This is a genomic window from Pseudolysobacter antarcticus, from assembly GCF_004168365.1.
Lineage (GTDB): Bacteria > Pseudomonadota > Gammaproteobacteria > Xanthomonadales > Rhodanobacteraceae > Pseudolysobacter > Pseudolysobacter antarcticus.
In genome coordinates this window covers 1,901,763-1,928,425 of the sequence record NZ_CP035704.1, presented here as the reverse complement: position 1 = coordinate 1,928,425, position 26,663 = coordinate 1,901,763, and the positions used below count along the sequence as shown (strand labels likewise).

The 26,663-nt window shown below is 58.6% G+C and carries 24 protein-coding genes and 1 pseudogene; 13 read left to right on the top strand and 12 right to left on the bottom strand.

Annotated elements, in window-relative coordinates; all coding sequences use genetic code 11:
• Positions 1 to 12 precede the first annotated feature (12 nt).
• The 4 genes and pseudogenes from hisC to serC all read right to left on the bottom strand — a co-directional run bounded on the left by hisC (position 13) and on the right by serC (position 4,590).
• Positions 13 to 1,134: a histidinol-phosphate transaminase gene (gene hisC / locus ELE36_RS08210; protein ID WP_129832607.1), complete on the bottom strand. Its 1,122-nt coding sequence runs from the start codon at positions 1,132 to 1,134 to the stop codon at positions 13 to 15.
• Positions 1,131 to 2,201, bottom strand: a pseudogene (gene pheA, locus ELE36_RS08205) (prephenate dehydratase); the annotation flags it as partial. The pseudogene pheA and the gene hisC, both read right to left, overlap by 4 nt.
• Before the next feature lie 46 nt (positions 2,202 to 2,247).
• Positions 2,248 to 3,408 carry a 3-phosphoglycerate dehydrogenase family protein gene (locus ELE36_RS08200; RefSeq protein WP_129832605.1) on the bottom strand — a complete coding sequence of 387 codons (1,161 nt, stop codon included), beginning with the start codon at positions 3,406 to 3,408 and terminating at the stop codon, positions 2,248 to 2,250.
• A gap of 99 nt (positions 3,409 to 3,507) precedes the next feature.
• Positions 3,508 to 4,590 (bottom strand): 3-phosphoserine/phosphohydroxythreonine transaminase, encoded by a 1,083-nt coding sequence (gene serC, locus ELE36_RS08195; protein WP_129832604.1) that lies wholly within the window; start codon positions 4,588 to 4,590, stop codon positions 3,508 to 3,510.
• A gap of 184 nt (positions 4,591 to 4,774) precedes the next feature.
• Here serC and msrP point away from each other — a divergent pair, with 184 nt between their 5' ends.
• Both msrP and ELE36_RS08185 read left to right on the top strand, forming a co-directional pair.
• On the top strand, positions 4,775 to 5,755 hold the full coding sequence (gene msrP / locus ELE36_RS08190; RefSeq protein ID WP_129832603.1) for a protein-methionine-sulfoxide reductase catalytic subunit MsrP: 981 nt from the start codon (positions 4,775 to 4,777) through the stop codon (positions 5,753 to 5,755).
• A 2-nt stretch (positions 5,756 to 5,757) separates the two neighbouring features.
• Entirely contained in the window at positions 5,758 to 6,381 is a 624-nt protein-coding gene (locus ELE36_RS08185) for a protein-methionine-sulfoxide reductase heme-binding subunit MsrQ (protein ID WP_129832602.1), read from the top strand.
• Here the strand turns inward: ELE36_RS08185 and ELE36_RS08180 are convergent.
• Positions 6,371 to 7,234, bottom strand: coding sequence for an FHA domain-containing protein (locus ELE36_RS08180; protein WP_129832601.1), 864 nt, complete (start codon positions 7,232 to 7,234; stop codon positions 6,371 to 6,373). The genes ELE36_RS08185 and ELE36_RS08180 overlap by 11 nt on opposite strands.
• Positions 7,235 to 7,383: 149 nt before the next feature.
• On the opposite strand from ELE36_RS08180, the gene ELE36_RS08175 reads away from it, so the two are divergent.
• From ELE36_RS08175 to ELE36_RS08165, 3 genes are all read left to right on the top strand, one after another.
• Positions 7,384 to 7,659, top strand: a complete 276-nt coding sequence (locus tag ELE36_RS08175) for a polyhydroxyalkanoic acid system family protein (protein ID WP_129832600.1) — start codon at positions 7,384 to 7,386, stop codon at positions 7,657 to 7,659.
• Between the two features lie 149 nt (positions 7,660 to 7,808).
• Positions 7,809 to 8,429: a phasin family protein gene (locus tag ELE36_RS08170; protein WP_129832599.1), complete on the top strand. Its 621-nt coding sequence runs from the start codon at positions 7,809 to 7,811 to the stop codon at positions 8,427 to 8,429.
• Between the two features lie 320 nt (positions 8,430 to 8,749).
• Positions 8,750 to 10,558 carry a peptide-N4-asparagine amidase gene (locus tag ELE36_RS08165; RefSeq protein WP_129832598.1) on the top strand — a complete coding sequence of 603 codons (1,809 nt, stop codon included), beginning with the start codon at positions 8,750 to 8,752 and terminating at the stop codon, positions 10,556 to 10,558.
• An 89-nt stretch (positions 10,559 to 10,647) separates the two neighbouring features.
• On the opposite strand, the gene ELE36_RS08160 is transcribed toward ELE36_RS08165, so the two are convergent.
• On the bottom strand, positions 10,648 to 12,642 hold the full coding sequence (locus ELE36_RS08160) for an SDR family oxidoreductase (protein ID WP_129832597.1): 1,995 nt from the start codon (positions 12,640 to 12,642) through the stop codon (positions 10,648 to 10,650).
• Positions 12,643 to 12,841: 199 nt separating this feature from the next.
• Here ELE36_RS08160 and ELE36_RS08155 point away from each other — a divergent pair, with 199 nt between their 5' ends.
• Both ELE36_RS08155 and ELE36_RS08150 read left to right on the top strand, forming a co-directional pair.
• A complete protein-coding gene (locus tag ELE36_RS08155) occupies positions 12,842 to 13,099 on the top strand; it encodes an acyl-CoA-binding protein (RefSeq protein ID WP_129832596.1) in 258 nt (85 codons plus the stop codon).
• A gap of 70 nt (positions 13,100 to 13,169) precedes the next feature.
• Positions 13,170 to 13,802 carry a TetR/AcrR family transcriptional regulator gene (locus tag ELE36_RS08150; protein WP_129832595.1) on the top strand — a complete coding sequence of 211 codons (633 nt, stop codon included), beginning with the start codon at positions 13,170 to 13,172 and terminating at the stop codon, positions 13,800 to 13,802.
• Between the two features lie 166 nt (positions 13,803 to 13,968).
• Here ELE36_RS08150 and ELE36_RS08145 read toward each other — a convergent pair whose 3' ends face one another.
• From ELE36_RS08145 to smc, 3 genes are all read right to left on the bottom strand, one after another.
• Entirely contained in the window at positions 13,969 to 14,364 is a 396-nt protein-coding gene (locus tag ELE36_RS08145) for a phasin family protein (RefSeq protein ID WP_129832594.1), read from the bottom strand.
• A 126-nt stretch (positions 14,365 to 14,490) separates the two neighbouring features.
• Entirely contained in the window at positions 14,491 to 15,255 is a 765-nt protein-coding gene (gene zipA, locus ELE36_RS08140; protein WP_129832593.1) for a cell division protein ZipA, read from the bottom strand.
• Positions 15,256 to 15,425: 170 nt separating this feature from the next.
• Positions 15,426 to 18,944, bottom strand: a complete 3,519-nt coding sequence (smc, locus tag ELE36_RS08135; RefSeq protein WP_129832592.1) for a chromosome segregation protein SMC — start codon at positions 18,942 to 18,944, stop codon at positions 15,426 to 15,428.
• A gap of 123 nt (positions 18,945 to 19,067) precedes the next feature.
• Between smc and queF the strand changes: the two genes are divergently transcribed.
• The gene (queF, locus tag ELE36_RS08130) at positions 19,068 to 19,457 is read left to right on the top strand and encodes a preQ(1) synthase (RefSeq protein WP_129832591.1); all 390 of its coding nucleotides are present in this window, start codon (positions 19,068 to 19,070) and stop codon (positions 19,455 to 19,457) included.
• Between the two features lie 123 nt (positions 19,458 to 19,580).
• Positions 19,581 to 20,423 carry a ferritin family protein gene (locus ELE36_RS08125; RefSeq protein WP_129832590.1) on the top strand — a complete coding sequence of 281 codons (843 nt, stop codon included), beginning with the start codon at positions 19,581 to 19,583 and terminating at the stop codon, positions 20,421 to 20,423.
• Positions 20,424 to 20,497: 74 nt separating this feature from the next.
• On the opposite strand, the gene ELE36_RS08120 is transcribed toward ELE36_RS08125, so the two are convergent.
• Genes ELE36_RS08120 through ELE36_RS08110 form a run of 3 tightly spaced genes read right to left on the bottom strand, consistent with a single transcriptional unit; the run spans position 20,498 to position 21,999 of the window.
• Positions 20,498 to 21,385 (bottom strand): peptidyl-prolyl cis-trans isomerase, encoded by an 888-nt coding sequence (locus tag ELE36_RS08120; RefSeq protein WP_129832589.1) that lies wholly within the window; start codon positions 21,383 to 21,385, stop codon positions 20,498 to 20,500.
• Between the two features lie 15 nt (positions 21,386 to 21,400).
• Positions 21,401 to 21,676 (bottom strand): BolA family protein, encoded by a 276-nt coding sequence (locus ELE36_RS20705; protein ID WP_277987074.1) that lies wholly within the window; start codon positions 21,674 to 21,676, stop codon positions 21,401 to 21,403.
• A gap of 23 nt (positions 21,677 to 21,699) precedes the next feature.
• The gene (locus tag ELE36_RS08110) at positions 21,700 to 21,999 is read right to left on the bottom strand and encodes a YciI family protein (RefSeq protein WP_129832587.1); all 300 of its coding nucleotides are present in this window, start codon (positions 21,997 to 21,999) and stop codon (positions 21,700 to 21,702) included.
• A 100-nt stretch (positions 22,000 to 22,099) separates the two neighbouring features.
• On the opposite strand from ELE36_RS08110, the gene ELE36_RS08105 reads away from it, so the two are divergent.
• From ELE36_RS08105 to ELE36_RS08090, 4 genes are all read left to right on the top strand, one after another.
• Entirely contained in the window at positions 22,100 to 22,717 is a 618-nt protein-coding gene (locus ELE36_RS08105) for an L-threonylcarbamoyladenylate synthase (protein ID WP_129832586.1), read from the top strand.
• A gap of 231 nt (positions 22,718 to 22,948) precedes the next feature.
• Positions 22,949 to 23,806: a segregation and condensation protein A gene (locus ELE36_RS08100; protein WP_129832585.1), complete on the top strand. Its 858-nt coding sequence runs from the start codon at positions 22,949 to 22,951 to the stop codon at positions 23,804 to 23,806.
• A 127-nt stretch (positions 23,807 to 23,933) separates the two neighbouring features.
• Positions 23,934 to 24,794, top strand: coding sequence for an SMC-Scp complex subunit ScpB (scpB, locus tag ELE36_RS08095; protein ID WP_425480900.1), 861 nt, complete (start codon positions 23,934 to 23,936; stop codon positions 24,792 to 24,794).
• The gene (locus ELE36_RS08090) at positions 24,791 to 26,632 is read left to right on the top strand and encodes a pseudouridine synthase (RefSeq protein WP_129832584.1); all 1,842 of its coding nucleotides are present in this window, start codon (positions 24,791 to 24,793) and stop codon (positions 26,630 to 26,632) included. Before scpB ends, ELE36_RS08090 begins: the two co-directional genes overlap by 4 nt.
• Positions 26,633 to 26,663: the final 31 nt, after the last annotated feature.

Here is a 26,663-nt window from a genome sequence, read left to right as displayed (position 1 = left end):
CGATTGCATTGCTCACGCTGCCAGCGCCGCAGTCAAGGCATCGAGGAATGCCTGGTTCTCCGCGCGTATGCCGATGCTGATGCGCAGGCATTGCGGCAAACCGTAGCCACCCATCGGGCGCACCACCACGGCGCGCTCGAACAGGGATTTTTCGATGACCGCGGCATCGCGTGCAAAATCCACGAGCACAAAATTGGTCTGCGATGGAAATACAAACAGGTCGAGTACGCGCAGTTGCTGCGTGAGCCAATCGCGCTCATTCGCAATCGCGGTGCGCACCTTCGCAACATGCGCCTGATCAGCCAGCGCCGCCTGCGCCGCCGCGAGTGCGAATGCATTTACGTTGAACGATTCGCGCAGGCATTCGAGCACGCCGGCAACCGCGGCGGAGCTGCGCGCATAACCGATGCGCAAACCCGCCAGTGCATACGCCTTGGAGAACGTGCGCGTGACAATCAGGTTTGGAAACTGCGGCACAAAACGCAACGCGCTGGACAGTTCCGGCACGGTGACGAATTCGTGATACGCCTCGTCGACCACGACCAAAACATGCGCCGGAACGCGCTGCAAAAATGCGAGCAGTTCGGCATCACCGAACCAGGTACCAGTCGGATTATTCGGGTTGGCGAGATAGACCAGGCGTGTGTTTTCGCTGAGCTGCGCGGCCATCGTGGCGAGATCGTGACCGAACGGCATCGTCGCATGCACACGCGGCAACGCCGGCACACACACGGCACGCGCACCAGCGGCCTGCGTCGCAATCGGAAACACTGCAAAACCGAATTGCGAAAATAAAACTTCATGCTCGGCATCGGCAAAACACTGCGCGATCAACATCAGCAATTCGTGCGAGCCGTTGCCGAGCGTGATTTCGTTTTCGGCGCAATCGAGATGTGCCGCGAGCGCGACCTTCAGCGCTGCGCCTTTCGGATCGGGATAGCGAAAAATATCCGGCAGCGCCGACTCGATGGCAGCAAGCGCCGCGGGACTCGGGCCATGACTGTTTTCGTTCGATCCGAGCTCGCACAAACCGGTGCCGAAACGCGTGCGCAAGACCGGCAGATCATGGCCGGGATCATATGCGCGCAGCCCGCGCGTCGCCGCATTGGCCAGCGCGTGTGCGTCGAAACTCATGGCACCGCGACGGGATAAGAGCCGAGCACTTTGACCTGGGTCGTGAACGGCTCAAGCTCGACCAGCGCCTGGCGCACCGAATCTTCTTCAACGTGGCCGCCGATGTCGATGAAAAATGCGTATTGCCAATGCCCCTGATGCGACGGCCGCGACTCGATACGGTTCATGCTGATGCCGTGCTTGGCGAACGGGCTGAGCACATGGAACAGCGCGCCGGGTTGATCCTTGATGAAGACCAGCACCGAGGTGCGATCGTGCCCGGACGGCGGGAAAATTTCGCGGCCAATCACGAGGAAACGTGTGGTGTTGTCGGGGCGATCCTCAATGTGATCGATGACGACATGTTTGAGGCCATACACATGTCCAGCGGAAGCGCCGGCAATCGCGGCCGCATCGTCGGCATTACGCGCACGACGTGCGGCTTCGGCGTTGCTCGACACCGCGATTTTTTCCGCGTTCGGCAAATTCGCGCGCAGCCAGGTTTTGCATTGCGCAAGCGATTGCGGATGCGAGTACACGCGCTCGATGTCTTCGAGTTTGCCGGTGCGCGATAGCAGATATTGGTGCACGCGCAATTCGGTTTCGCCGCAGATTTTCAGCGACGAGGTGAGGAACATGTCGAGTGTGGTCTGGATCGTTCCCTGCCCCGAATTCTCGACCGGCACCACGCCGAAATCGGCATTGCCGGCTTCAACTTCTTGGAACACTTCCTCGATGCTAGCGAGCGGCAAGCCATGCGCGGAGTGACCGAAATGCTTGAACACAGCCTGCTGGCTGAAGGTACCTTCGGGGCCGAGAAAGCCGATCTTGAGCGGCTCCTGCTGCGCCAGGCAAGCCGACATGATTTCGCGGAACAACCGCACCAGCACATCGTCACCGAGCGGGCCATCGTTGCGATCCACCACCATGCGCAACACCTGCGCCTCGCGCTCCGGACGGTAATAATCAATCGCTGCGGCCAGCGGACCTTTCGCCTTGCCGACCTGGTGCGCCCAGCGCGCGCGCTCGGCAATCAGTTCCTGAATCGTGCGATCGATGCCATCGATGCGCGTGCGCGCTTCGGCCAACGTGAACTGCGGCTGTGGTGTTTCGTTATCGGTGTCGGTCGTCATTTCAGATCACTCGTATGCAAAGGATGCCGTCGATCGCGGCGATGCTCGTGGCCAGCGATTCGGGCACAACCGAATCGACATCGAGCAAACTGTAGGCGAGATCGCCTTTCGATGCATTGTGCATCTGCGAAATATTCAAACCGGCCGCGCCGATCACCTGCGACAGTTGACCGATCATGTTCGGCCGATTCAGATTGGCAATCGAGATACGTGCCGCACCGACGCGCGCCATGCGAGTATTCGGAAAATTCACCGCGTTCTGGATGTTGCCGTTCTCCAGATAATCGCGCAGTTGATCGACCACCATCAGCGCGCAGTTTTCCTCGGCTTCCGCGGTCGATGCGCCAAGATGCGGCAAGGCGATCACACGCGCATGGCCGACCAGTTCCGGCGACGGAAAATCGCAGACGTAACGGCCGATGCGGCCGTCGTCCAGCCCTTGACGCAACGCGATCGCATCGATGATGCCTTCGCGCGCAAAATTCATCAGCACCGCACCACTGCGCAGGTGTTCCAGCGACTCGACCGCAAAAATTCCACGTGTCGCATCGTTCAGCGGCACGTGAAACGTGATGTAGTCGCACGCGGCGTAAAGCTCGTTGAGCGACCCCGCCTTGACCACTTCGGCGGACAACTGCCACGCCCCATCGACTGTCATATGCGGATCGAAACCGAATACGCGCATGCCGAGCGCGCGTGCTGCGTTGGCGACCTTGACGCCGATCGCGCCGAGGCCAATCACGCCGAGGGTTTTGCCTGCAAGTTCGGATCCGACGAAACGTTTTTTCTGGGCCTCGACCTTGTGATGAAGGTCCTCTTTGGCATCCAGCGAACCGACAAAACTCAGCGCCTCACCGAGATTGCGCGCGGCGATCAGCATGCCTGCCAGCACCAGTTCCTTCACCGCGTTCGCGTTCGCGCCCGGCGCGTTGAATACCGGCACACCACGTTTGGAAAGCTCCGCCACCGGAATATTGTTGACGCCCGCACCGGCACGACCGATCGCCTTGACCGACGCCGGAATGGTGATCTTGTGCATGTCGGCGGAACGCAGCAGCACGGCGTCCGGTTCGGCAAATTCGTTGGCGACGCTGTATTGACCGGTCGGCAAACGGCTCAGGCCGTTCTTCGAAATATTATTCAACGTTTGAATCTTGTACATGCAATGCTCCGCCTCCGTCATCGGAAGCTATCAGGTAAATTTAGATGGCCGGCTTTCAGGCGACCGGGCCAGAGAAGAGACGTTGCGCCGAGTGATGGCTCAGCCGTTTCTACTAGCGAAATCGCGCATGAAATCAACCAGCGCCTGCACGCCTTGCAGCGGCAGCGCGTTGTAGATGCTGGCGCGCATGCCACCGACCGCACGATGGCCTTTCAATGCGAGTAGACCCGCCGCCTCGGACTCCTTGAGGAATACCGAATCCAGACTCTCGCTAGGTAAGGTAAACGGCACATTCATCCACGAGCGCGCGGATATTTCGACCGGATTGCGATAGAAACCGGAACCGTCGATATAACCGTACAGCAGCTCCTGCTTCTGCCGATTGATTTCGCCGAGCGCCTTGAGTCCGCCCTGCGCCTTCGCCCACTTGAATACCAAACCGGCGAGATACCACGAGAATGTCGGCGGCGTATTCAGCATCGATCCGTTGGCTGCGTGCTCGGCGTAATTGAGAATCTTCGGAATACTTTTCGGACAACGTTCGAGCAAGTCTTCGCGCACGATCACTACGACCAGACCCGATGGTCCGATGTTTTTCTGCGCACCGGCGTAGATCATGCCAAAACGCGATACGTCGATCGGCTGCGACAGAATCGTCGACGACAAATCGGAAATCAGCGGCACCGCTCCAACATCGGGAACGGTATGGAATTCCACGCCATGAATGGTTTCGTTGGCGACGATGTGCACGTATGCGGCATTCGGATCGAGATCCCAACTCGCGCGTGGCGGAATCGCCGTGAACTTGCCGGCTTCGTCGCTCGCGGCAATTCGCACCTGGGTCAACGGCTTGGCTTCTTTCACCGCCTTCTCGCTCCACGCGCCGGTGACGATGTAATCAGCAGTCTGATCGGGGCGCGCGAAGTTCATCGCGAGCTGCGCAAAATGCAGGGTCGCGCCGCCTTGCAAAAACAACACTTTATAATTCGACGGCACGTCGAGAAGATCGCGCAGATCTTTTTCTGCCTCGGCCGCGAGTGCTTCAAAATCCTTGCCACGATGACTGATTTCCATCACCGACGCGCGCGCCTTGCCCCACTCCAGCATTTCGGATTGCGCTTGCAACAGAACCGACTCTGGCAACGCAGCGGGACCAGCACTGAAATTAAAGGCACGACTCACGAGGCAACTCCGTAGGCTGAAGATTTTATGGTGCCGCACTGCAACAATAAATCCGCAGCTTGTCAAGCATCGCAGCCACGCCTTGCCCGCGATTGATTTGCAACGTCTTGCGTAACGTGTGTAATCGAGCCACGCTCAGGACGGTCTGTAACCGCAACCACACCTTGGAACCTATGAGATCGCCATGCTCATCAAACGTCCGGACGATATCGCTGCTGCGGAAATTACCGATGAATCGGTCTATCTCGGTCGTCGCCGCCTGTTGCGCACGCTTGGCCTCGCCGGATCGGCGCTGCTGGTCGGCTGCGGCCAGAAACAAGGCAATACTGATGCGAAAGCCGAGACAGATTCTTCGCCGACACTCGATCTTGCGCGCAAGACCGATTACGCCAACGGCGAAGCACAGACCAGCTTCAAGGACGCGACGCACTACAACAATTATTACGAGTTCGGCACTGACAAGAGTGATCCAGCGCAGAACGCCGGCAAATTCCAGCCAAAACCGTGGTCGGTGGAAATCGCCGGCCATGCCGAAGTCACCGGCAGTTTCACGCTCGAAGACATTCTCAAGGGCCAGAGCATCGAGGAGCGCGTGTATCGCATGCGCTGTGTCGAGGGCTGGTCGATGGTGATTCCGTGGGCCGGGTTTTCGCTGGCCGATCTGCTGAAGCGTTTCAAGCCGACCGCGCAGGCAAAATATGTCGCCTTCACTACGGTCAATCGGCCGGCGCAGATGCCGGGCTTGAGTTATGCCGCACTCGATTGGCCTTATCGCGAAGGCTTGCGCATTGATGAGGCGATGAATCCGCTCGCGCTGCTCGCCACCGGCATGTACGGGCGCGAATTGCCGAACCAGAACGGTGCGCCGCTGCGTCTGGTACTGCCGTGGAAATACGGCTTCAAGGGGATCAAGTCGATCGTCAAGATCGAGTTTGTCGAACGCCAGCCACGCACCTCGTGGAACGACGCGGCCGCCAACGAATACGGCTTTTATTCAAACGTCAATCCCGATGTCGATCATCCGCGCTGGAGCCAGAAAACCGAGCGACGCATCGGCGCCGGTGGCGGACTGTTCGCACCGCGCATCGAAACCAAACCCTTTAACGGTTATGCCGAACAGGTCGCCAGCCTGTATGCCGGCATGGACCTGCATCAGAATTTCTGACGATGTGGAAACCTCGCGATCGTGCTGCCGCGCTCAAGCCGCTGGTTTTTCTTTTATGTCTCGCGCCAATCGCGTGGCTGTTATGGCGATTGCTGAATAATGATCTGGGTGCCGATCCGGTCGCCGAACTCGAACATCGCAGCGGTGACTGGGCGCTGCGGTTTTTGCTGATCACGCTGGCGATGACGCCGTTGCGGCGCATCACCGGCTGGGCGCAGTGGATCCGGTTCCGACGCATGCTCGGATTGTTTGTGTTTTTCTATGCCAGCGTGCATCTGGCGGTGTACCTGAGCCTCGATCTGCAGGGGCTGTGGACGCAGATTTTTGCCGAGATCATCAAGCGCCCGTACATCACTGTCGGCTTCAGCGCGTGGCTACTGTTATTGCCGCTGACGATCACCTCGACCAAGGGCATGATGCGTCGCCTCGGTCGCAATTGGGGGCGCCTGCACAAGCTGATCTACTTGATCGGCGTGCTCGCGGTGCTGCACTTTTACTGGCTCGTGAAAAAGGATGTCCGCGAGCCGCTGATTTATGCCGCCGTCCTAGCGTTGTTGTTCGCGCTGCGACTACCGTGGAAACGCTGGCTGACTGCAGCAAAACCTGCTGCCGCGCCTAGAACTTGATCAGCAGTGCAGCAGCGATGGCGATACCAATCAATGCCGCCGCGCCGATCAGCCACCAGATCTCACCGCGCGGCGCGGGTTTGCTCGGCGCTGGCGCAGTTTCTGGAACCACTGGCAAACGCCACGATTGGGTGAGCTGATCGGCTTGCGATTCGGGTTCGGCACCGGAGAGCAGGCGCTGCGGCAAACCCGGCGCTTCGATCACAAACCGGTTGCGCTCGAACTCGATCTGATCGCCTGAATGCAACACCGCATCGCGCACCACAACGCCGTTGACGCGCGTCGTTTGCGTCGAATCGAGGTCGCGCAACTGGATCACATCATCGATACACTCGATGACGGCGTGTTCACGCGGCATTTGCGGCTCGTCCAGGCGCAAATCGCAATGCGCGCCGCTGCCGATAGTCAGGCGTCCGCGCAACGCCACGATGCGACCAAAATGACCGCCGGATATCCCACGCAGAGCCACGCGCGAGGGTGTGCAACGCGGTGCATCTGCGGCTGGCTTGTCGCTCTGCATCGCCCGTGTTTGCGGTAACTTGATCTCGGTCAGCTGGGTACGGATGTCGCTATCGCGATCCGGCTTGAGCAGAATTTGCAGGGTATCGATGCTAAGCACATCACCGAGGCGCAGCAGCGCCTTTTCGCGAACCGGTCGCGCGTTGACATGCACACGCGCCGGCGGCGTGACGTTGAGCACGATGCCGCGTGCATCGACAAAAATATACGCATGCAACGGCTGTACGCCATCGCCGGTCAGCACGATGGTGTTTTCCGCGTTGGCGCCAAGACTGATGATGCCGGCATCGGTCATCACATCCTGTTGCTCGGCATTGGGAAATGTCAGTCGCATCAAAATCCGTTTGCTTAATTCTTTTGGCTTTTTTCTGCGCGGCAATGTAGCACAGACCCCATGCCGGCAAGACAAAACCGGATCGCCGGATGCCTTGATTGGCAGATTCGGGCATCATACATGCACTTGAATCAACCGAGTTTCAACGCATGCCAAGCATCGATATTCGTCGCCCGCATTCCAAGTCGATCAAGGATGCAAAAGCGGCCGTCACTCACACCGCCGCGGCGATGACCAAAAAACTGGACGTCAAAACCGAATGGCAAGCCAACACGCTGCATTTCACGCGTTCCGGCGTGAACGGCACGATCGCGATCAGCAAGGGCGAGATCCATGTCCACGCCGAATTGGGCTTTCTGTTCGGTGCACTGAAACCGATGATCGAGGGTGAAATCAATCGCCGTCTCGATGAGGATTTCAGCTAATCGCTGTTATTTCTGCCGTGCAGCAAATACACCGAAGTCAGTGGGCGGGTTTTGCATAGTGTGATTGTTCTAACGTCTGTCGTTACAGTAGATATTCCACGCACCGGTATAACACCGGCCGCATCAGAATAAACAACACGGAGAATTCCATGAGCAAGCCCAAGCTGAAATCGAAAACCACCGCCAAGGTCGAGAAATCGAAAGAGTCGCTAGGCAAGTCGATCATGGAATCCGCGCAGCAGATCTGGCTGGCCGGCCTCGGTGCGTTTTCCAAAGCACAGGAAGAAGGCAACAAGCTATTCGAGAATCTGGTCAAGGAAGGTACGGCGCTGGAACAGAAAACCCGCCACTTCACGAGCGGCAAGGTCGAGGAAATGCGCGGCGCGGTCGAGACCAGCGTCAGCCAGGTGAAAGAGCGTACGCAGGAAACCTGGGACAAGCTCGAAAAAGTGTTCGAGGATCGTGTCTCACGCTCGCTCGGTAGTCTCGGTGTGCCGAGTCGCAAGGAACTGCAAACCCTGATCGATCGAGTTGACGCGCTGAGCAAGCAGATCAACAAGACGCCAGCGAAAGCAGCTCCCGCTGCCAGCGCAAAACCGACGGCAAAGGCTGCAGCGAAACCCGCTGCGAGCAAGACGCCGCGGAAATCGCGTGACGATCTGGCTGATCTCGCCAAGGATCTCGAAGATGCGCAACTTGCCGCGAAAAAGACCGCAACGCCGGCCGCGACAAGTGCGCGCAAGACGGCGAAATCCGCACCAAAGAAATAATCGCGGAACGATCGGTGCGCTACATATCGGTGCGGCCTCCGCAAATTGAGGCCAGCAACTCCGGTAAATAATTGCAAATAATGCAAGGCTGAAATGCCTTGAAAACCGCATCACAATTGCACGCTATTGATCGTCACGCTTTACCCGTTGCAAATCCGTCAGTCGTCATATGCGCAGTCCCTCCCCTGCGTGACGACTGGCGGATTTCTCGTTTGTGGAGCCGAAAAATCCGTCGATCACTCCGCAGCAACGGCTATTGACGTGTAGCGCTGCGGTGCTACCTTCCATGCTCGGGGTCAGTCAAATAGCGGGAGTGCAAAATGGATATTCGATCGTATCAACGTCGTTTCACCGTACTTTTTTCTTCATTGCTGGCGGTGCTCGTTATCGCTCCCGCGGCATCAGTGGCGGATACCTTGCCACATGCTCCCGCGATCGGCGCAACCGGCGTCACGCAAGCCGATCCGGGGGTGCCACGCCCTTCAACTACGCCATGTGTGGTGCACCTGCTGGTCGGCCAGACGTTTGCCGATTACAGCAGCAAACCGTTCGACTACGCGCCACCCTCCGCCTGCCCCAAACCGTGGGCCGCCGTCGTGCTGAGCGCGGATTTTTCAGTCAATGCCGGCCGACAATTCGATCGCACTGCGGAAATCTGGATCGGCGGCGTGAACGTGTATTTCGGAACCACGCAAGAACCCTCCGCCGCGGTGAATCCGAGCTGGCATGTCGAGCGTGACATCACCGACTATTCCGCGCTGCTCGCAACAACACAATCAGGACGCGCCGATCTCGGCAATACCGTCGACAGTACCTATACCGGCATCATCACCGGCAGCGCCGATCTGCTGTTTTATCCGGCCGTGGCCAACGCGCCGACGCCGGCTTTGCCCGATGTCGTGCTACCGATGTCGAGCAGCGCCACCGGCGGCACGGTCAGTGTTGGTAGTGCGACCGATAAAAACTCGGCGACATTTACCCTGCCGACGAATATTGAACGCGTATATCTCGACGTGATTGCGCAAAGCCAGGCTGGTGACGAATTCTGGTACCTGTGTGTGCCGAATCAACTGTCGGCCGAGCTGCAATCCTGTGGGGGTAGCGGTTTTCGCGAAACCGAAGTTAGCATCGACGGCCAGCCCGCGGGCGTGGCGCCAGTATTTCCGTGGATTTACACTGGCGGTATCGATCCGTATCTATGGCGCCCGATTCCCGGCGTACAAGCGCTCAACTTCAAACCCTATCGTGTCGACCTGACCCCGTTCGCCGCAATGCTCAACGATGGTCAGCCGCATACTTTGAGTCTGAGCGTATTCAACACCCAGGATCATTTCGCAACCACCGCAACCTTGCTGCTATATCTCGATGCGGGCTCGACTCAGGTTGGTGGTGCGTTGACTAGCAACACGCTGACTGCGGCACCGGTGCAACAGATCGACAACCAGCTCGTGATTACCGCACCGAACATCAACAATGCGGCCACGGCGGCGAGCGGCACGGTAACCGTCACCGGTTCGCATATTTCGACGATCGCCGGTTACGCTCTGACATCGCACGGCCGCGTCGATACCACGCTGACGCAGAACGTCGCGTTTTCCAATGCACAGCAATTCACGATCGATGACACTCACTACATCCAGGCACTGACGCAGCATACCAATGTCACACGCACGACCGACGTAAAAACCGGCAGCAACAGCATCAGCGCAACCGTGCTGGAAGATTACCCACTGAGTATTACCTACGCACAAGTCACGAATACCGATGGCTCGGCCGATGTCACCACCACGATCAATCAAAGCCTCGGCAAGGCCCGGTTAATTTATCTGAACAATACCTTCGTTTACTTGAGTTCGCTGTTCGATGGCGTCACGCCGGTCGATACATTGCACTTCGATAGTAATAACGCGCTGACGGCAAAATCCGGCCAAGCCAGCGCGCAGCGTTACACCTATTTCGATACGCTCGGTGCTTATTACAATCGCGCGTTGACGGCAGTGACCGGCCAAGTTACGGCAACTGCGGATGCCGATGCAAATGCACCAACGGTACTTAGCAATCTGCTGCCGTGGAATCTACTGGGCTATCGCTTGCCGGCGATTGTTCTCAACAATTTGCCGAACGACTAGGCTTGCGCTTGAATCATTCGCGCGTCGCAGTGACGCGCGAATGATTCATCAATGAAAGCGTGCCGGAAATCCCGTGCGATTCGGCAACCTTACCAATGCACGCCGCGCATCAGTGCGGCCAAGGCAATCTGTTCGCTTGATGGCGGTTGCTGCTTTTCTTCGCGGATGCCCTTGATGCCTTTTGCCGCGGCCGAATCCGGGAATAAGCGGAACGCGCTGTTCATGATGATTTCGTAGGCACGCGGTGCAACCGCATACATCACCTGCGCAAACGTACCCATACGCGTCGCCAGGCGCACAGGGCGCTCGACGATCGCCTCGACGATGAAATCCGCGGCCTCTTCGGGCGTCAGCGTCGGCACGTAGTCGTACATCTTGGTCGGCGCGATCATCGGCGTTTTAACCAGCGGCATGTTGATCGTGGTGAAACTGATGCCGTTGTCGGAAAACTCCGCCTGGGCGCAGCGCGAGAATGCATCGAGCGCGGCTTTCGACGCGACATAAGCCGAAAAACGTGGAGCATTCGTGAGCACACCGATCGACGAAATATTGATGATGTGGCCCCGATGTCTTTCCACCATCGACGGCAGGAAACCCATGATCAATCGTAGCGCGCCGAAATAATTCAGCTGCATGGTGCGCTCGAAATCATGGTAACGATCGTAGCTGAGTGCGATCGAACGGCGGATCGAACGACCGGCATTGTTCACGAGCACGTCGACTGCACCATGTTCGGCCAGCACCGTTTTCACCAGCGCATCGCAGGACGCCAGATCGGCCAGATCGGTGACGTAAGTAAAGCAGACTCCGCCAGCCGCCTCGATCTCTTTTTTGGTCGTATCGAGTTCATCCTGCCCACGCGCGCAAATCACGACCTTGCCGCCCGCCGCCGCAATCTTCAGCGCCGCCGCCTTGCCGATGCCGGACGAACCGCCGGTGATGACGATCATACGCCCCTTCACTTTGCCGGTCAGCGAATGATCGACAAACAGATCGGGATCAAGATGGCGTTCCCAATAATCCCACAGGCGCCACGCGTAGGTTTCCAGATCGGGCACACGTATCTTGCTGCCGCGCAAGGCGCGATCGGCTTCGCGCGTATCAAAACGGGTCGGATAGTTGATGAGCTGCATGGTCTCGGCAGGAATGCCAAGATCGCGCAACAGCACGCTGGTGAAACGTTTGATCGGCGGCAGACTCGCCAGTGCTTGCTTGATCGCCGAGGGAATGAACGAGAATATCCGCGCGTCGATGCGCATCGTCATCTGCGGTGCATGGCCGGCGCGCGCGAAGATGTTCAGTACCTCGCCGATGCGGCGCGGCGCGGGATCGGTGAGATGGAAACACTGCCCATCGAGGCCCGGTTTGTGCGCAATGTGATCCATCGCATCGACCACAAAATCCACCGGCACGAGATTGATGCGACCGCCCTCGATACCGATCGTCGGCATCCACGCCGGCAACGCTTCGCGCAGTTTCTTGATCAGGCGGAAGTAATAATACGGGCCATCGATCTTGTCGATTTCGCCGGTCTTCGAATGTCCAACCACGGCGCCAGGACGATAAATGCGAAACGGCACTTTGCACTCGTCGCGCACGATGCCTTCGGAATCGTGTTTGGTGCGGAAATAGGCGTTATCGAGACCTTCAGCCTCAGCGAACATGTCTTCGCGAAATACGCCCGGATACAGGCCGGCGGCGGCGATCGAGCTGACGTGGTGGAAACATCCGGCCTTGATCGCATCGGCCAGCTCCACGGCGTTGCGAGTGCCGTCGATATTCGCGACCTGCTGGCTTTCCGCACTCGCCGACAGATCGTAGATTGCGGCGAGATGGAAGATATGACGGATCTTGCCGCCCAGCTCCTTGAGTTGTGCGGGCGTAACACCGAGCCGCGGTTTGGCCAGATCACCGGTGACCGCCACGAGGCGCTCGCTATCGCTGCCGAAACTCTCTTTTAATTCGGCGAATTTCTTCAGCGAACTCTTGCGCACGAGGCAATAAATCCGGCCCTTGCGCTTGAGCAGGTTGGCGAGCAAATGCCGACCGATAAATCCCGTGGCTCCGGTGACGAAATAACTCATGCCGCGCTCCCCATGCTGGTGTCTGTCACAAGATAGTCTCACAGATGCGCTGCTTCCAAGTAGCCGCAAATGCATCGTTCATATCAGCACGATCCGACACAAGTCGCGTTGACCACTCTGCGCGACGCATGCTACAAGCTCGCACTCACTTCTGGTCAGGATTCTGCTGACCAAATCACACCGACATCGAGGGAATGTCATGTCCGATCTGAAAGCAAAATTCGAACACGCCACGCAAGACGTCATGAAGCTGACCGACTCGCCCGACCCAGACATGAAGCTGAAACTTTATGCGCTCTACAAGCAGAGTACGGAAGGCGATGTCTCTGGGCCGAAGCCAGGGTTTTTCGATTTTGTGGGCACCGCAAAAAATGAAGCCTGGGGAAAGCTTAAAGACATGAAGTCCGATGAGGCGATGCAGAAATATATCGATTTGGTGAAGAAACTCGGCGGCTGAATCGCGGCGTTGAGTCGCACGCTGACGGCTGGCAGGCAGATGGATTGCGGGAATGGCGGGCATGGCGGGCATGGCACGACGAACGCGCGAACGTATTCTCGAAATCAGCCTCGTATTGTTCAATACGCGCGGCGAGCCCAACGTCACCACTAACCACATCGCCGACGAGCTCGAAATCAGTCCCGGCAATCTGTATTACCACTATCGCAACAAGGAAGACATCGTCGAGCATCTATTCGCGCAGTTCGAAGCGCGCATGGATCAGTCGCTGCTGTTGCCGGAAGGACGCTTGCCCAATCTCGAAGACATCTGGCTGCAATTGCATCTGGTGTTCGAGTGCATGTGGGAGTTCCGTTTCCTGTACCGCGATCTGGTCGATATTCTCTCGCGCAGCCGCAAGTTGAAACTGCATTTCGGCCGCATTCTACGGCGAGCTGCACAGAGCGCTACCGCCGTTTTGCAAGGTTTGGTGGAAGCGGAAATCATGCGCGCGAGTGCGGAGGAAATCCGCGCCACGGCGGAGAATATCTTGCTGCTGACGACGTTCTGGCTGAACTACAACGCCGTGCGCAATGCACGTGCGGATTCGCAGGTCGAAGATCTCGGTCACGGCATTCATCAGGTGATGGTGCTGGTGGCGCCATTTTTGCGCGATGCCGAACGCTTGCATCTGAATACGCTGGCGCAGGCTTATCGTCCGTGACACCGACTGTCGGGTAGATCCAAACCGGTTCCGTCACGCGCATCTATTTTTTCAATCTGCCGATAAAAAGACGGCCGCTTGCGCGGCCGAAACGTGCTATTGCGTTGGGAGTGGAGAATGAAATCGTTGACGGGCAGCGCGTATCAAAGTGCGCCGCATAGCGGAATTACTTGGCGAGCTTGAGCTTCTTGCCAGCTGCAGGCTTGCGAACCGTGCGCGGCGCGACTTTGGTTTTCGAGGCTACGCCAAGACGCTTCAGCACCGCTGCAACATTCGCCTCAATCTGCGTATTGGCCTCGGACGCAACCTGCGTCGCCTTGTGGCTCAACGGCTGCACCACGGCGTTGATCCGAGTCTGCGCTTCGCCATAGAACTTCACTGCCGACAAACGTGCGCGATGCTGCAACGAACGACCCTCAATGACCAAGCCGTCATACGCCTTGCTCAAGCGCTTCTGCGTCAGCGAAAAAGCACCGAGGCCAGCAAGCCACAGCCGATTGGCCTGAACTGTCGAACTACGTACTGTGGAATTTTTTCTTGCCTTGATCTGCTTGCTCGCCATAAATCACCTCGATGGACGGAATGGACTACACGCCACAACGGCGACGGTGCATCCTAGGCGAGGTCAGTAGAACAATCACACTAGCGCGCGGCAAACGGCGATCGGCTGGCGGATCAGATCGCGAAATTACCAGTTCGGCTTGATGTTATTGCGTTCCTGCTTGCGATCGAATGCGCGCAGTTCGTCACGAATATGCGCGACGCGCTGCCGACCAAGCGCATTGCGTTCTTCATCGAGCACATTGCCATCGAGCAATTCGGCCAGACGCTGCGCGCACGGCAACATCGCATCCCACGCATCCAGTGCCGGCAGCGGACCGGGCAAGGTCATGAAAAAAGTCACGCCCGGCGTTTGCAACTCATCGATCTTGCTCATGTCGAAACTGCCGGGCTTGACCATGTTGGCGACACTGAAAATCGGCCCTGCCTCGGGACGCCCTGCCACCGGGCGATGGAAAATATTCAAGTTGCCGAATTGCAGCCCGGCCTTCTCGGCCGCGACAACAAGATCGCTGCCCGGAATTGTCTCGGCGCCACGCGTGGTCACAAACAACGTTACGATGCGCTCGATCGGTTGCTGCGGCGGACGCACGCCGACATGTGCATCGCGTGGCGGCGCGGTTTCTGCGGGAGCGCCGCCATTGCTGCGCGCTTCGCCGAACGTGTGGAATTCGTCGGAGATATCATCGCGATTCACCTTCAGTTCGCCCTGCTCCGCCTCACCTTCGCCGAGGGTTGGCTCGATCCGTCCACCACTGCGCTTGAACAGGATTCGTTTGCCCTGGCCGGGCTTTTTCGGGCGTCCGAAATAATAGATCAGCGCAATGACAACGACGCCAAGAACGCCGAGGATGATGCGTAGTTCGTTCGCGCTGAGCGCCTGTGTGTCCATTCCAACTCCGCTACAAATTCTGGTTGCAGTGCGTTCTGCAAGTTCGCGCCTCTTGGGCACGCAGCTCCGATCAAGCAGCAGTTTACATTCCTGGTGTTAACGCAGCGAAAACGCGCAGCCTCCGGCACATTCGATTCACGCGAAAAATCGCGCGCTATCCCGATCGAAGCTCAGGCCGCGCCGACCAGTTTCGTCGCTTCTTCCAGATCCACTTGCACCAGGCGCGATACGCCGGGTTCGCGCATGGTCACGCCGCAGAGCTGCATCGCGGCTTCCATCGTGCCTTTGTTGTGGGTCACGAACAGGAACTGCACGTGTTCGGACATTTCCTTGACCATACTCGAAAAACGTCCGACGTTGGCTTCATCGAGCGGCGCATCAACCTCGTCAAGCAAGCAGAACGGCGCAGGGTTGAGGCGGAATATCGAAAACACCAGCGCGACTGCAGTCAGCGCTTTTTCACCGCCCGAAAGCAAGGTGATCGAGGTCACGCGTTTGCCCGGCGGACGCGCCATGATCGCCACGCCGGTCGACAATAAATCTTCACCAGTCAATTCCAGATAAGCGTGGCCACCACCGAACAGCCGCGGAAACAATTCCTGCAATCCGGCATTGACCTTGTCGAAGGTTTCCTTGAAACGCTGGCGTGTTTCCTTGTCGATTTTTTTGATCGCGCCTTCGAGGGTTTCGAGCGCGGTATTCAGATCGGTCAGTTGCGCATCGAGATAGGTCTTGCGCTGCGATTGTTCTTCGTATTCCTGGATCGCCGCCAGATTGACCGGCTCCAAGCGGCGAATCTTGTGCTCGAGTTCGGTGAGCTGTTCCTGCCAGCGCGTGGCATCCGCATCGACCGGCAATACGGCGAGCACGGCGTCGAGTTCGAGCCCGGTTTCAGCGATCGCTTCGGCCAGACTCTGCGCGCGCAGACGCAGACTTTGTTCACCGAGACGCTGCTGCGACAAACCTTCGCGCTTCTGGTTGAGCTGATGTTCGATGTGATGCCGTTGCTGTTCGAGACGGCGGAATTCGCCGTCGCAATCTTCCAGCGCCTTGCGCGCCTCGACCAGCTGTTTGTCCACCAGCAGACGCTGATTGAGATAGGTCTGACGTTCGCCTTCGAGCGCCGTGAGCGGATCGCTGCCAAGCTCGAGTTGCGCGGCGATTTCGTTCTTGCGCGATTCGAGCTGCGCGAGCTGACCGTGCATGCGCTGCAAGGCTTGTTCGAGCGAGACGATCGACGATCGTTTCGATGCGATGCTCAGCGCAAGCTGTTGTGATTGATCGGCGATCTCGCGCGCGTTCATGCGACTTTCTTCGCGCGTTTCGAGCAAACGCCGACGCTCGCCATCAAGATGTTGTCGCTGCTGCTCAAGCTCGCCCATGCTCTCCACAGCTTGCTCCAGGCGCGCGCGTGCTTCGCGCGCGTGGGTCTGATCGATGTCGAGTTTTTCGTGGATCGCATTCAGCTCGACATCGACTTTTTCGAGTCGTGCCTGCGCGGTTTCGAGCTTGCCGCGATGGCTTTGCAACTGTCCGGCGATTTCCGCCTGACGTCGGTGCGCCATGTACAACTCGCGCTGTGCATCGTCGCGATGACGCTCGGCTTCGACCTTGTCGGATTTGAGTTTGTCGAGTTGCTCGGTATGCTCGTCGGTGCGCGCAGTGAGCTCTTCGAGTTGCGCATTCAGCGCGTGGATTTCACGCTCGCGCACCAGCACGCCGGCTTGTGCACCGTCCTTGCGCAGCACGCGCACAAAACCTGCGCCAAGCCACTCGCCTTCCGGCGTGATCACCGATTGTCCGGGCTTGAGCTGTGCTGCAATCGCCTGCGCCTGCTGCAGGCTGTCGGCAACCCAGACTTGCGCAAGTATGCCCATCGCCGAGACCGGACCGCGCGCCTTTGCGGCGAGTGTGCCGCTGATTTCGCCCGCAGCAACTTCGCCGACCTCGCCGTGTTTCGGTGCGAACAACGCCAGATCGGCATCGCGCAATTCGGCAAGTTCATCGAGATGCGACAGCGGCGCTTCAACCAGTACGCCTTCGAGCAAACCGGCGAGCACGGCTTCAACCGCACGCTCCCAGCCGGCATCGACATCGAGCACCGCGCCCAGGCGCTGGCCCTTGTCCAGACCAAGACGTTCGAGCCATGCCGTCGCCGGACTTTTTTCCTGGCCGAGTGCGGCGTGTTGCAGCGCTTCGAGCGAAGCCAGGCGACCGCGCAACGTCTGCAAACGCTGACGTGTTTCGTTGAGCGAACTCTGAGTTTGCCGCTCGGTTTCGAGTACACGCTCGTGCGCGATCTTGCGTTCGTCGACGAGTTGCGTGAACGTTTCGACCTTGTCGCGTTGCGTCTCCTGCTCGATACCAAGATTCTCAGCGAGCTGGTGCAATGCATTCAAATCTGCCGCGCGTTTTTCCGCTTCCAGCGAGTCGAGTCGACGCGACGCATCCAGACATTGGCGGTCGAGATAATCCAGGCGCGTGCGTTCGACTTCCGCGGCTTGCGAGGATTCACCGCTGGATTTGGCATATCCATCCCATTGCGCCTGCCATTCGGCAAGCTTGGCTTCGGCGTCGCGCTGCGCGGCAATCGCGAGCTCATTCTGCTCGTTCAGCGCGTCGAGTTTGGGTTCGCCATCAGCCAGTGAAAACTGCAGCGCTTCGATCTGTGTGTGATCCGAGGCGATGTGATTCGCCAGTTCGCGATGCGCGTGGTCGGCTTCGGCGCGCGTGCGCTCCAGACTTTCGGCCAACTGCCGGCTATGCTGGATTTGCTGCTCGACTCTGGCGATCTCGCCACCGACCTTGTAAACATCGCCCTGCACCAGATTCAGATGCTCGCTGGCACCCTGATGGCGCTCGCGCTGACCTTCGAGTTGCGCTTCAATCTGGCGCTGATCCGCAACCATCGCCTCGATGCCGACTTCGGCCTGCTTCAGCGCGTTGCTGTGTTCGGTCAAATCGGCATTGATGCTGCGGTAATGCAGGCCGCGCAATTCGGCCTCACGTTGTTTCTGCTCGTTCTTGAGTTCCTGCCAGCGCTCGGCGGCCTTGGCCTGGCGCTTGAGATGTTCGATCTGCTTATCGACCTCGTCGCGCACGTCATTGAGGCGTTCGAGATTTTCGCGCGTGGCCTTGATGCGCGATTCGGTTTCCTTGCGGCGCTCCTTGTATTTGGAGATGCCGGCCGCTTCTTCGAGATGCACGCGCAATTCTTCGGGATGCGATTCCACGATTTGCGAAATCATGCCCTGCTCGATGATCGAGTAGCTGCGTGCGCCCAGGCCGGTGCCGAGGAAAAGATCAGTGATATCGCGGCGGCGGCAACGCGCGCCGTTCAGAAAATAATGCGACACACCATCACGACTGGCCGTGCGCTTGACCGAAATCTCGCTGTACGTGGCGTACTCGCCAACGACCGTGCCATCGCTATTGTCGAAGATCATCTCGACGCTCGCGACGCCGACAGGCTTGCGCCCGGACGAGCCGGAAAAAATCACGTCGGTGAGATTGTCGCCACGCAATCGGCTGGCCGCACTCTCGCCCATCACCCAGCGGATCGCGTCGATGATATTGGATTTGCCGCAGCCGTTCGGACCGACGATGCCGGTCATATTGGTCGGCAAATGCAGCGTGGTGGGATCGACGAACGACTTGAAGCCGGAGAGTTTTATGGTTGTCAGGCGCATCGTTGCTAGAAACACATTCCGGGTAGCGCGCCAGTGCTGGCGCAGACCAATAAAAATTGCCGGCAGGCGCTCATTCGGCTACCTTTGCGCGCCCGCTACGATGATTTCAGGAGTTGATCGGCCGTGTCGACCGCCCCCAGCAAGACGCTAGAAACGTTTCCAAATCCACAACCGCAGCGGCAGTATACCATCCACATGCGGATGCCCGAATTCAGCTGCCTGTGCCCGAAAACCGGCCAGCCGGACTTCGCCACGCTGTTGCTGGATTACATCCCGGCAGAAAGCTGCGTCGAACTGAAATCACTGAAACTGTACATCTGGAGTTTTCGCGATGAAGGCGCGTTCCATGAGGCAGTGACCAATCGCATGCTTGACGATCTGGTCGCCGCGACGCAGCCGCATTTCATGCGCCTGACCGCCGAATTCGGCGTGCGCGGCGGCATTTACACCAACGTTGTGGCCGAGCATCGTGCGACAGGCTGGGTGCCAACGGTGAAGGTCGAACTGCCGTAGTTTCCGCCTGAAGTCACACAGTCGTGCCGCATCTAGTGGTATATCTGTCACTTGGCAATCTCGCTACAGCCACAAATCATATCTATCCGACAGCAAATACGTCGCGGGCACAGGAGAACAATAATGCTTTACGCCAAACTTTTCAGGGAACTCGAGCAGGCTCGCTGGAGCATGCATACGGATATTCCGTGGGAAAGTTTCGACGCCAGCCTCTTGACCGAAGAGCAGGCGCAAACGATCAAGATGAATGCGATCACCGAGTGGTCCGCGCTGCCAGCGACCGAAATGTTCCTGCGTGACAATCAACATGATTCGGATTTCTCTGCATTCATGTCGATCTGGTTCTACGAGGAACAAAAACACTCGCTGGTGCTGATGGAATATCTGCGTCGTTTCCGTCCCGATCTGCTGCCGACCGAAGAAGAGCTGCACGCGGTGCGTTTTCCGTTCGATCCGGCACCGCCGCTGGAAACCCTGATGCTGCATTTCTGCGGCGAACTGCGTCTGACGCGCTGGTACAAGTGCGCCTCGCAATGGCATACCGAACCCGTCATCAAGCAGATCTACGAAACCATCTCGACCGACGAAGCGCGCCACGGCGGGGCATACCTGAAATACATGAAACGCGCGATCGACAAGACCGGTGATGAAGCGCGTCGCGCGTTCGCCAAAATCGGCGTGCTGATGACCTCGGTATCGCGCGCCGGCAAGCCGTTGCATCCGACCAACCTGCATGTGAACAAGGCGCTCTTTCCGAACGACACCGTGCAATCGCGCCTGCCCGATCCGGGCTGGCTCGAAGAATGGCTGACGAAACAGATCCATTTCGACAAGGTCTGGGAAAAGCGCGTGATCAAGATGATCCTGCACAATTTGTCGCAGTTGTTCGGCAAAACTTTCACGACCGCGCTGGAATTGAATGCGTACCGCAAGTCATTGGCGGTGAGTACGGCCGCTGCGGTCTGATCAAATTCAGACTGTTCACGAAGTCAAAGACGAAAAATCCGGCATTACGCCGGATTTTTTTTGGCGACTATTGTTCAGTTCTTTTTCACCGCTTCAGGTGCTGGGGATGCCGCAGAGGGCGCCGCAGGCACGGCGGGTCGTTCAGCCGCAGGAGTGCCGCCCACCACAATAATCTGCGCTTGCTCGCGCAAGGTTTTTACGCGCTGACTCAAAGCCTGTTCGAGCATGGTGCGACGCACTGCCTCCTTGACGGTATCGAACGAAGTCGGCACGAACGGTGTGGTGCTGACGAGATTGAGTACATGCCAGCCAAACTCGGTTTTGATCGGCACCTTGGTGCTATCGCCGGGTTTAAGTTCCTGCACGACTTTGGCCAGCGGCTCAGGCAATTGACTCAGACGCACTTGAGGGTAGGTCTTGGCCTGCTTGGCTTTTTTCTTCCAAGTCTCGAAAACTTCTGAAAAAGGTTTGCCCGATACGATATCACCGGCAGCCCCCAATGCATCCGCCTCATCGGCAAACAATAATTGCGAAAATGAATATATGAATTTTCCAGCGCGCGCGATCTGTTGATCGTATTCGGCTTTGAGAGTTTCATCGCTCAGTGGCGTTTGTTTTTCGATCTGCGCGGCAGTTGCGGTGGCTATAGCTTGCAGCCGCGTGACCTCTACATCGGCTTGAAATTGCACACCGGTGTCGTATTGCGCGCGTTTGGCTTCCTCGGACAACAACACATAATCGGCGAGATCCTTGAGTGCTTTCTGGCGTGCATCGGGCTCTCCCAGATTGACATTGTGGCCGCGCACATAAGCATCCAACAGCGCCTGCGAAATGACCACACCGTTGACCGTTTCCACCGCCGGGCTATCGCCAGTGAAATGAACTGGACCTTGATCCGACGAGCCCGAAGAATTGCAGCCCGCGACCAGAATCGTCAGCACCAATAAAAACTTATTACGCATAGAACATCCCTTCCTTCAATCAACTTCTTCGGGGGCACGCGCCTCGATGGCGAGTGCGTGAATATCGGTTTGCATCATTGATCCGAGCGCCGCGTAGATCAGTCGATGGCGTGCCAGCAAAGCATGCCCGCGAAATGCGTCACTGATTATACGAACACGAAAATGACCACGGCCATCACGTGCGCCGGCATGGCCGACATGCTTGTGACTTTCGTCCAGCACTTCAAGTTGCTGCGGCATCAACACCGTTTCAAGTCGCGAGCGGATCGATGCAAGGCGATCTTTTGCAATATCCTGCGGCGACACATTCGCACTCACGGCAACACGCGCTTGAACGGGCGCACGCTGACGGAGCGATAAACACCAACGGCGATATACGGATCCTGCTCGGCCCATGCTTGTGCTGCGGCGAGATCGGAAAATTCCGCGACGATCAGGCTGCCGGTAAAACCCGCCGGGCCCGGATCCTCGCTATCGATCGCCGGAAATGGCCCGCACAACAACAGGCGCCCGGCATCGCACAGCGCCTGCAATCGCGCCAAATGCGCCGGTCGCGCAGATTTGCGCTGCTCCAGCGAATCCGCATTGTCTGTGCCTTCGATGGCGTACCACATACAAACCTCTTCAACCGGCAATTCTCAATCGCATATGCTAACCGATAGCTGCACGAATGGCAGGCTTGACGGTTTTGCGCGCAGCAGCCACGCTGCGCTTATGGGCAACCGACTTGAAGTACATCCGACACATCCACAAGCACGTCTGATCGCGCAGGCCAGCGATCTTTTGCGCAACGGCGGGTTGATCGCCTACCCCACCGATTCGGGCTACGCACTGGGCTGGCATCTGGACAGTCGCGAAGCACAGACGCGCGTGATAAAGCTCAGGGGACTGGACTTCAAGCATAACTTTACCGTAGTGTGTCGCACTATTAGCGAGATCGGCACCTACGCACGCATGCATGACGCGGCATTTCGCCTGATCCGATCGCTTACTCCGGGCGCATATACCTTCATTCTGCCAGCCACCGCGCAACTGCCGCGGCGATTGCAGCAGGAGAAAAAACGTTCCGTCGGGGTGCGCATACCGGATCATCCGACCGCGTTGGCCCTCGTGGAAAAACTCGGCGAACCTTTGTTGAGTTCGAGCCTGGTTCTTCCGAATGAGGACATGAGCGGCTGGGAAGTGGACGACTTGTATCAGCGCATTGAGCGCGATGTGGATCTTTTTCTGGATAGTGGTTTCTGCGGCAATGAACCGACCACGGTCATCGACCTGCTCGGCGACAATCCGCAAATAACGCGGCAAGGCAAGGGCGAAGCGCCGCTGCTTTGACCGATACGGCAGCGCCACAGGGCGCGCTGCTTGATGCAATATCAGCTCGAACCGACGACCGCAGACGCGGATATTCGCGGTTTCACCAATCATTAGCATGACTGAAACTCATTCGATAAACCCAGTGTGTGCAGGCGAATTGCGCGTATTTGACGGGCTGCTCGCGCATCCGCAACCGCACATTTCGTGGCGCAGCTATACGCATAGCAGTGCGCGCAGAAGTTTCGTGAAATGAGTTCCGCTCAAGCCGCAGAATCTGTGGAAACAACACCCGGCACAGGAATTTTTCATCCCGTGCCGCAGCAGCAGGAAATGCCGCTGGTGCTGGTACGCGGCCAGCCGATGCTGGAAATGCCGCAGGATTTGTATATTCCGCCGGATGCACTCGAGGTCATTCTCGAAGCGTTCGAAGGGCCGCTGGATTTATTGCTGTACCTGATTCGCCGACAGAATCTGGACATCCTCGATATACCGGTCGCGGAGATCACGCGCCAGTATGTCGACTACATCGATCTGATGCTGAACCTGCGCCTGGAACTGGCGGCCGAATATCTGGTGATGGCGGCGATCCTGGCAGAAATAAAATCGCGTTTGCTTCTGCCGCGCCCGCCTGCTGCCGAAGGCGAGGAACACGATCCACGCGCCGAATTGATCCGGCGTTTGCAAGAATACGAACGTTTCAAAAAGGCTGCCGAGGAGATCGAAGCACTGCCGCGCCTGGAGCGTGACTTTGCGTTGGCCTCGGTGGATGTGCCGGACAAGAATGTGATTCGTCTGCCGCCACCGGTGGATCTGCGCGAACTGCTGCTGGCGCTGAAAGACGTGCTCAAGCGCGGTGAACTGCACGGCCATCACGCGATCAAACGCGAGGCCTTGTCGGTCCGTCAGCGCATGAGCGATGTCTTGCAAAGTCTGCACGATGGCGAGTTCCACGACTTCGTGTCGTTGTTCAAGGTCGAGGAAGGTCGGCTCGGTGTCGTGGTCACGTTTCTTGCGCTGCTCGAACTGGCCAAGGAACAACTGATCGAAATCATGCAAAGCGAAGCGCTTGCGCCGATCTACCTGAAATCGCTGGTCACGGCCGACTGAAAGAACCAATGATCGAACGCCGATTTGCAGGGCGAATTTCAACTCAACGCAAGCACCAAATCGGCGTTGCCATTGCCTCCGAACCGATGAACATTTTTACTATCGCAAGCCACAACACCTGACCTACATGATCGAACTTGCTCAACTCAAACGCATCACCGAAGCCGCCCTGCTCGCCGCCGGGCAGCCGCTGACGATCGCGCAAATACTCGCGCTGTTCGGCGAGGAAGAAATGCCGAGCCACGACCAGATCGCGCAGGCGCTCGACGAGTTGCGCCAGGACAGCGAGCAGCGTGGCGTGGAACTGGTCGAAGTCGCATCGGGTTTTCGTTATCAGGTGCGGTACGATGAACACCAATGGGTAGCGCGGCTGTGGACCGAGCGCCAGACGCGTTATTCGCGCGCGCTGCTCGAAACTCTGGCGTTGATCGCGTACCGCCAGCCGATCACGCGCGGCGAGATCGAGCAGATCCGCGGTGTCGCCGTTTCAACCAACATCATCAAGACGCTCGAAGAGCGCGAATGGGTGCGTATCGTCGGTTATCGCGACGTGCCCGGCAAGCCGGCGATCTACGGCACCAACAAGAATTTCCTCGACTATTTCAATCTGAAATCGCTGGATCAATTGCCGCCGCTGGCGGAGATCCACGACATGGATGATCTCGATCCACAGCTCATGCTCGGCCCGTCCGTGGCACCGATTGCTCTTCTCGCGGAAATCGAAAGCGACGAGATATCCGACGAGAACGTGTCGAGCGAACAACCAACAACCGAACCACACGACGAACCCGACGAATTGATGGAATCAACCAGCACCAACCCATCTTCCGCCGCGCACGAAACCGTGCCGGTCGAACACCGCGATGCCACGCGCATCGAATCCAACGACATTGCGGTCGACGCAACGTCCCTCCCACCCACCAGTGAATCCCTCGACGCGGCAACCGCCGACGACGAGACTGCCGCCACCCCGGAGCAACCCGCATGAACGCGCCAACGCGCACCGTCCTTAGTCTCAAACGCCCGCAAGAAGGCGACATCGTTCTGGAAGAACGCCTGCACAAAGTGCTCGCCACCGCCGGCCTCGGCTCACGCCGCCTGCTCGAAACCCGCATTGAAGCGGGTGAGGTCAAGGTCAACGGCGCCGCTGCCACGCTCGGCTCCAGCCTGCGTCCCGGCGATCGTGTCGAACTCGACGGCAAACTGTTCGTCGCGGTCACCGACAACAACGAAAACGCCGAAGTGCTGGTCTACCACAAGCCCGAAGGCGTGGTCACCACACGCGACGATCCGGAAGGCCGCCCGACCGTGTTCGAACAGCTGCCGCGCCTGAAAGGTGCGCGCTGGATCACCATCGGCCGTCTCGATATCAATACCACCGGCTTGCTGCTGCTCACCACCGATGGCGCACTCGCGCATACGCTGATGCATCCGAGCACCGAGATCGCACGCGAATATATCTGCCGTGTGCATGGCGAAGTGCCGGACGAGGCGCTGGAGAAATTGCAGAGCGGCGTCGAACTGGAAGACGGCCCTGCACGCTTCGAAGAACTCGCCATCATCAGTCGCGGCGACAGCCACTCGTGGTTCCGCATCGTTCTGCGCGAAGGTCGCAATCGCGAGGTTCGCCGCATGTGGGAGTCGCAAGGTTTGATGGTCAGCCGACTCAAGCGCACGCGTTATGGCAATGTGGAATTGCCGCGACTGCTGCGTAAAGGTGGTTGTGAAAATCTGGATGCCGATCAGGTCAAAGCGTTGCGCCAACTCGTCGGTGCCACCGCACCCGAGCCGGTGCTGACGTTGCAGCCGGTGATCAACCAGCGTCGCGCCAAAACCGGTAACGAATTCCGTCCCGAGCCACGCGCGCAACAAGCGTGGACCGGCAGCAGCAGTCACGACGAAGGTCGTGAACTGCGCGCGTTTGATCGTATCCGCGACGATACGCCGTCGCGTCCCGGTGGTCGCTTCAATGCGAAGCGCGGCCCGAATGGCGGCGCGCCGCGCGGTCCCGGCGCAGGCGCAGGCGCCGGCCCGCGTCGCAACGGTGGTCCGGGTCAGGGGCAACGTCGTGGTCCGGCGCAAGGTCAGGGTCAAGGCCAGCGCCGTGCTCCCGGCCAGGAACAAGGTCCGTGGAATTCTGCTGGCGGCAACACGGCGAATCGCGGCCCGTCCGGCCCGCGCGGCAACGCCAATCCGAATGCGCGCGGCGGCCCACGTCGTGGCCCCGGCAATCCGCAGGACGCCGGCGGTTTTCAGCCGCGCACGTGGTTCCCGAGTCCGGAAAACGGTTTCACTCCGCCGACCGGACCGCGTTCGGGCAAACCGCCGCGCCCGGGTCAAGGCCAGGGACAGCGTGAGAATGTTTACGGCGGTGCCAATACCGATCGCCCGCGTCGTCCGCCACCGCGTGGTGATCGTCCCGCACCGCACGGCAACGCGGCGCCTTATGGCAACTCGGCACCCCGTGGAAATTCCGCTCCGCGCGGCAATGCGGCGCCACGTGATTTTTCGGCACCGCGTGGCAATGCGGCTCCCGGCGGACCGCGTGGCGAACGTCGTCCGTCAGGTCCGGCCGGCGCCGGTCGTCCGCCAGAACGTCGTCATGGCAATGCCGCGCCGTCAGGCAATGGCAATACGCGTGGAGAATTTCGTGGCAATACGGGCAACGGCCCACGCGGCAATGCGCGTCCGCAAGGCAGCAACGCCAATTATGCGGGCCGGTCGGATCATCAGCGTGGACCAGTCGATGACAACATCGGCAATCGCGCAACGCCAGACAATGCACCTTCGCAACGTCGCCGTGGACCGCCGCGTCGCCCGGGTTGATTCGCTGGGTTGAATGAAACGGTAATGCCAT

Excerpts from the sequence above, each read along its gene's own strand:
- hisC (WP_129832607.1), bottom strand. The coding sequence starts at position 1,134 with ATGAGTTTCGACGCACACGCGCTGGCCAATGCGGCGACGCGCGGGCTG.
- ELE36_RS08200 (WP_129832605.1), bottom strand. The coding sequence starts at position 3,408 with ATGTACAAGATTCAAACGTTGAATAATATTTCGAAGAACGGCCTGAGC.
- msrP (WP_129832603.1), top strand. The coding sequence starts at position 4,775 with ATGCTCATCAAACGTCCGGACGATATCGCTGCTGCGGAAATTACCGAT.
- ELE36_RS08185 (WP_129832602.1), top strand. The coding sequence starts at position 5,758 with ATGTGGAAACCTCGCGATCGTGCTGCCGCGCTCAAGCCGCTGGTTTTT.
- ELE36_RS08180 (WP_129832601.1), bottom strand. The coding sequence starts at position 7,234 with ATGCGACTGACATTTCCCAATGCCGAGCAACAGGATGTGATGACCGAT.
- ELE36_RS08175 (WP_129832600.1), top strand. The coding sequence starts at position 7,384 with ATGCCAAGCATCGATATTCGTCGCCCGCATTCCAAGTCGATCAAGGAT.
- ELE36_RS08170 (WP_129832599.1), top strand. The coding sequence starts at position 7,809 with ATGAGCAAGCCCAAGCTGAAATCGAAAACCACCGCCAAGGTCGAGAAA.
- ELE36_RS08165 (WP_129832598.1), top strand. The coding sequence starts at position 8,750 with ATGGATATTCGATCGTATCAACGTCGTTTCACCGTACTTTTTTCTTCA.
- ELE36_RS08160 (WP_129832597.1), bottom strand. The coding sequence starts at position 12,642 with ATGAGTTATTTCGTCACCGGAGCCACGGGATTTATCGGTCGGCATTTG.
- ELE36_RS08155 (WP_129832596.1), top strand. The coding sequence starts at position 12,842 with ATGTCCGATCTGAAAGCAAAATTCGAACACGCCACGCAAGACGTCATG.
- ELE36_RS08150 (WP_129832595.1), top strand. The coding sequence starts at position 13,170 with ATGGCACGACGAACGCGCGAACGTATTCTCGAAATCAGCCTCGTATTG.
- ELE36_RS08145 (WP_129832594.1), bottom strand. The coding sequence starts at position 14,364 with ATGGCGAGCAAGCAGATCAAGGCAAGAAAAAATTCCACAGTACGTAGT.
- zipA (WP_129832593.1), bottom strand. The coding sequence starts at position 15,255 with ATGGACACACAGGCGCTCAGCGCGAACGAACTACGCATCATCCTCGGC.
- smc (WP_129832592.1), bottom strand. The coding sequence starts at position 18,944 with ATGCGCCTGACAACCATAAAACTCTCCGGCTTCAAGTCGTTCGTCGAT.
- ELE36_RS08125 (WP_129832590.1), top strand. The coding sequence starts at position 19,581 with ATGCTTTACGCCAAACTTTTCAGGGAACTCGAGCAGGCTCGCTGGAGC.
- ELE36_RS08120 (WP_129832589.1), bottom strand. The coding sequence starts at position 21,385 with ATGCGTAATAAGTTTTTATTGGTGCTGACGATTCTGGTCGCGGGCTGC.
- ELE36_RS08110 (WP_129832587.1), bottom strand. The coding sequence starts at position 21,999 with ATGTGGTACGCCATCGAAGGCACAGACAATGCGGATTCGCTGGAGCAG.
- ELE36_RS08105 (WP_129832586.1), top strand. The coding sequence starts at position 22,100 with ATGGGCAACCGACTTGAAGTACATCCGACACATCCACAAGCACGTCTG.
- ELE36_RS08100 (WP_129832585.1), top strand. The coding sequence starts at position 22,949 with ATGAGTTCCGCTCAAGCCGCAGAATCTGTGGAAACAACACCCGGCACA.
- scpB (WP_425480900.1), top strand. The coding sequence starts at position 23,934 with ATGATCGAACTTGCTCAACTCAAACGCATCACCGAAGCCGCCCTGCTC.
- ELE36_RS08090 (WP_129832584.1), top strand. The coding sequence starts at position 24,791 with ATGAACGCGCCAACGCGCACCGTCCTTAGTCTCAAACGCCCGCAAGAA.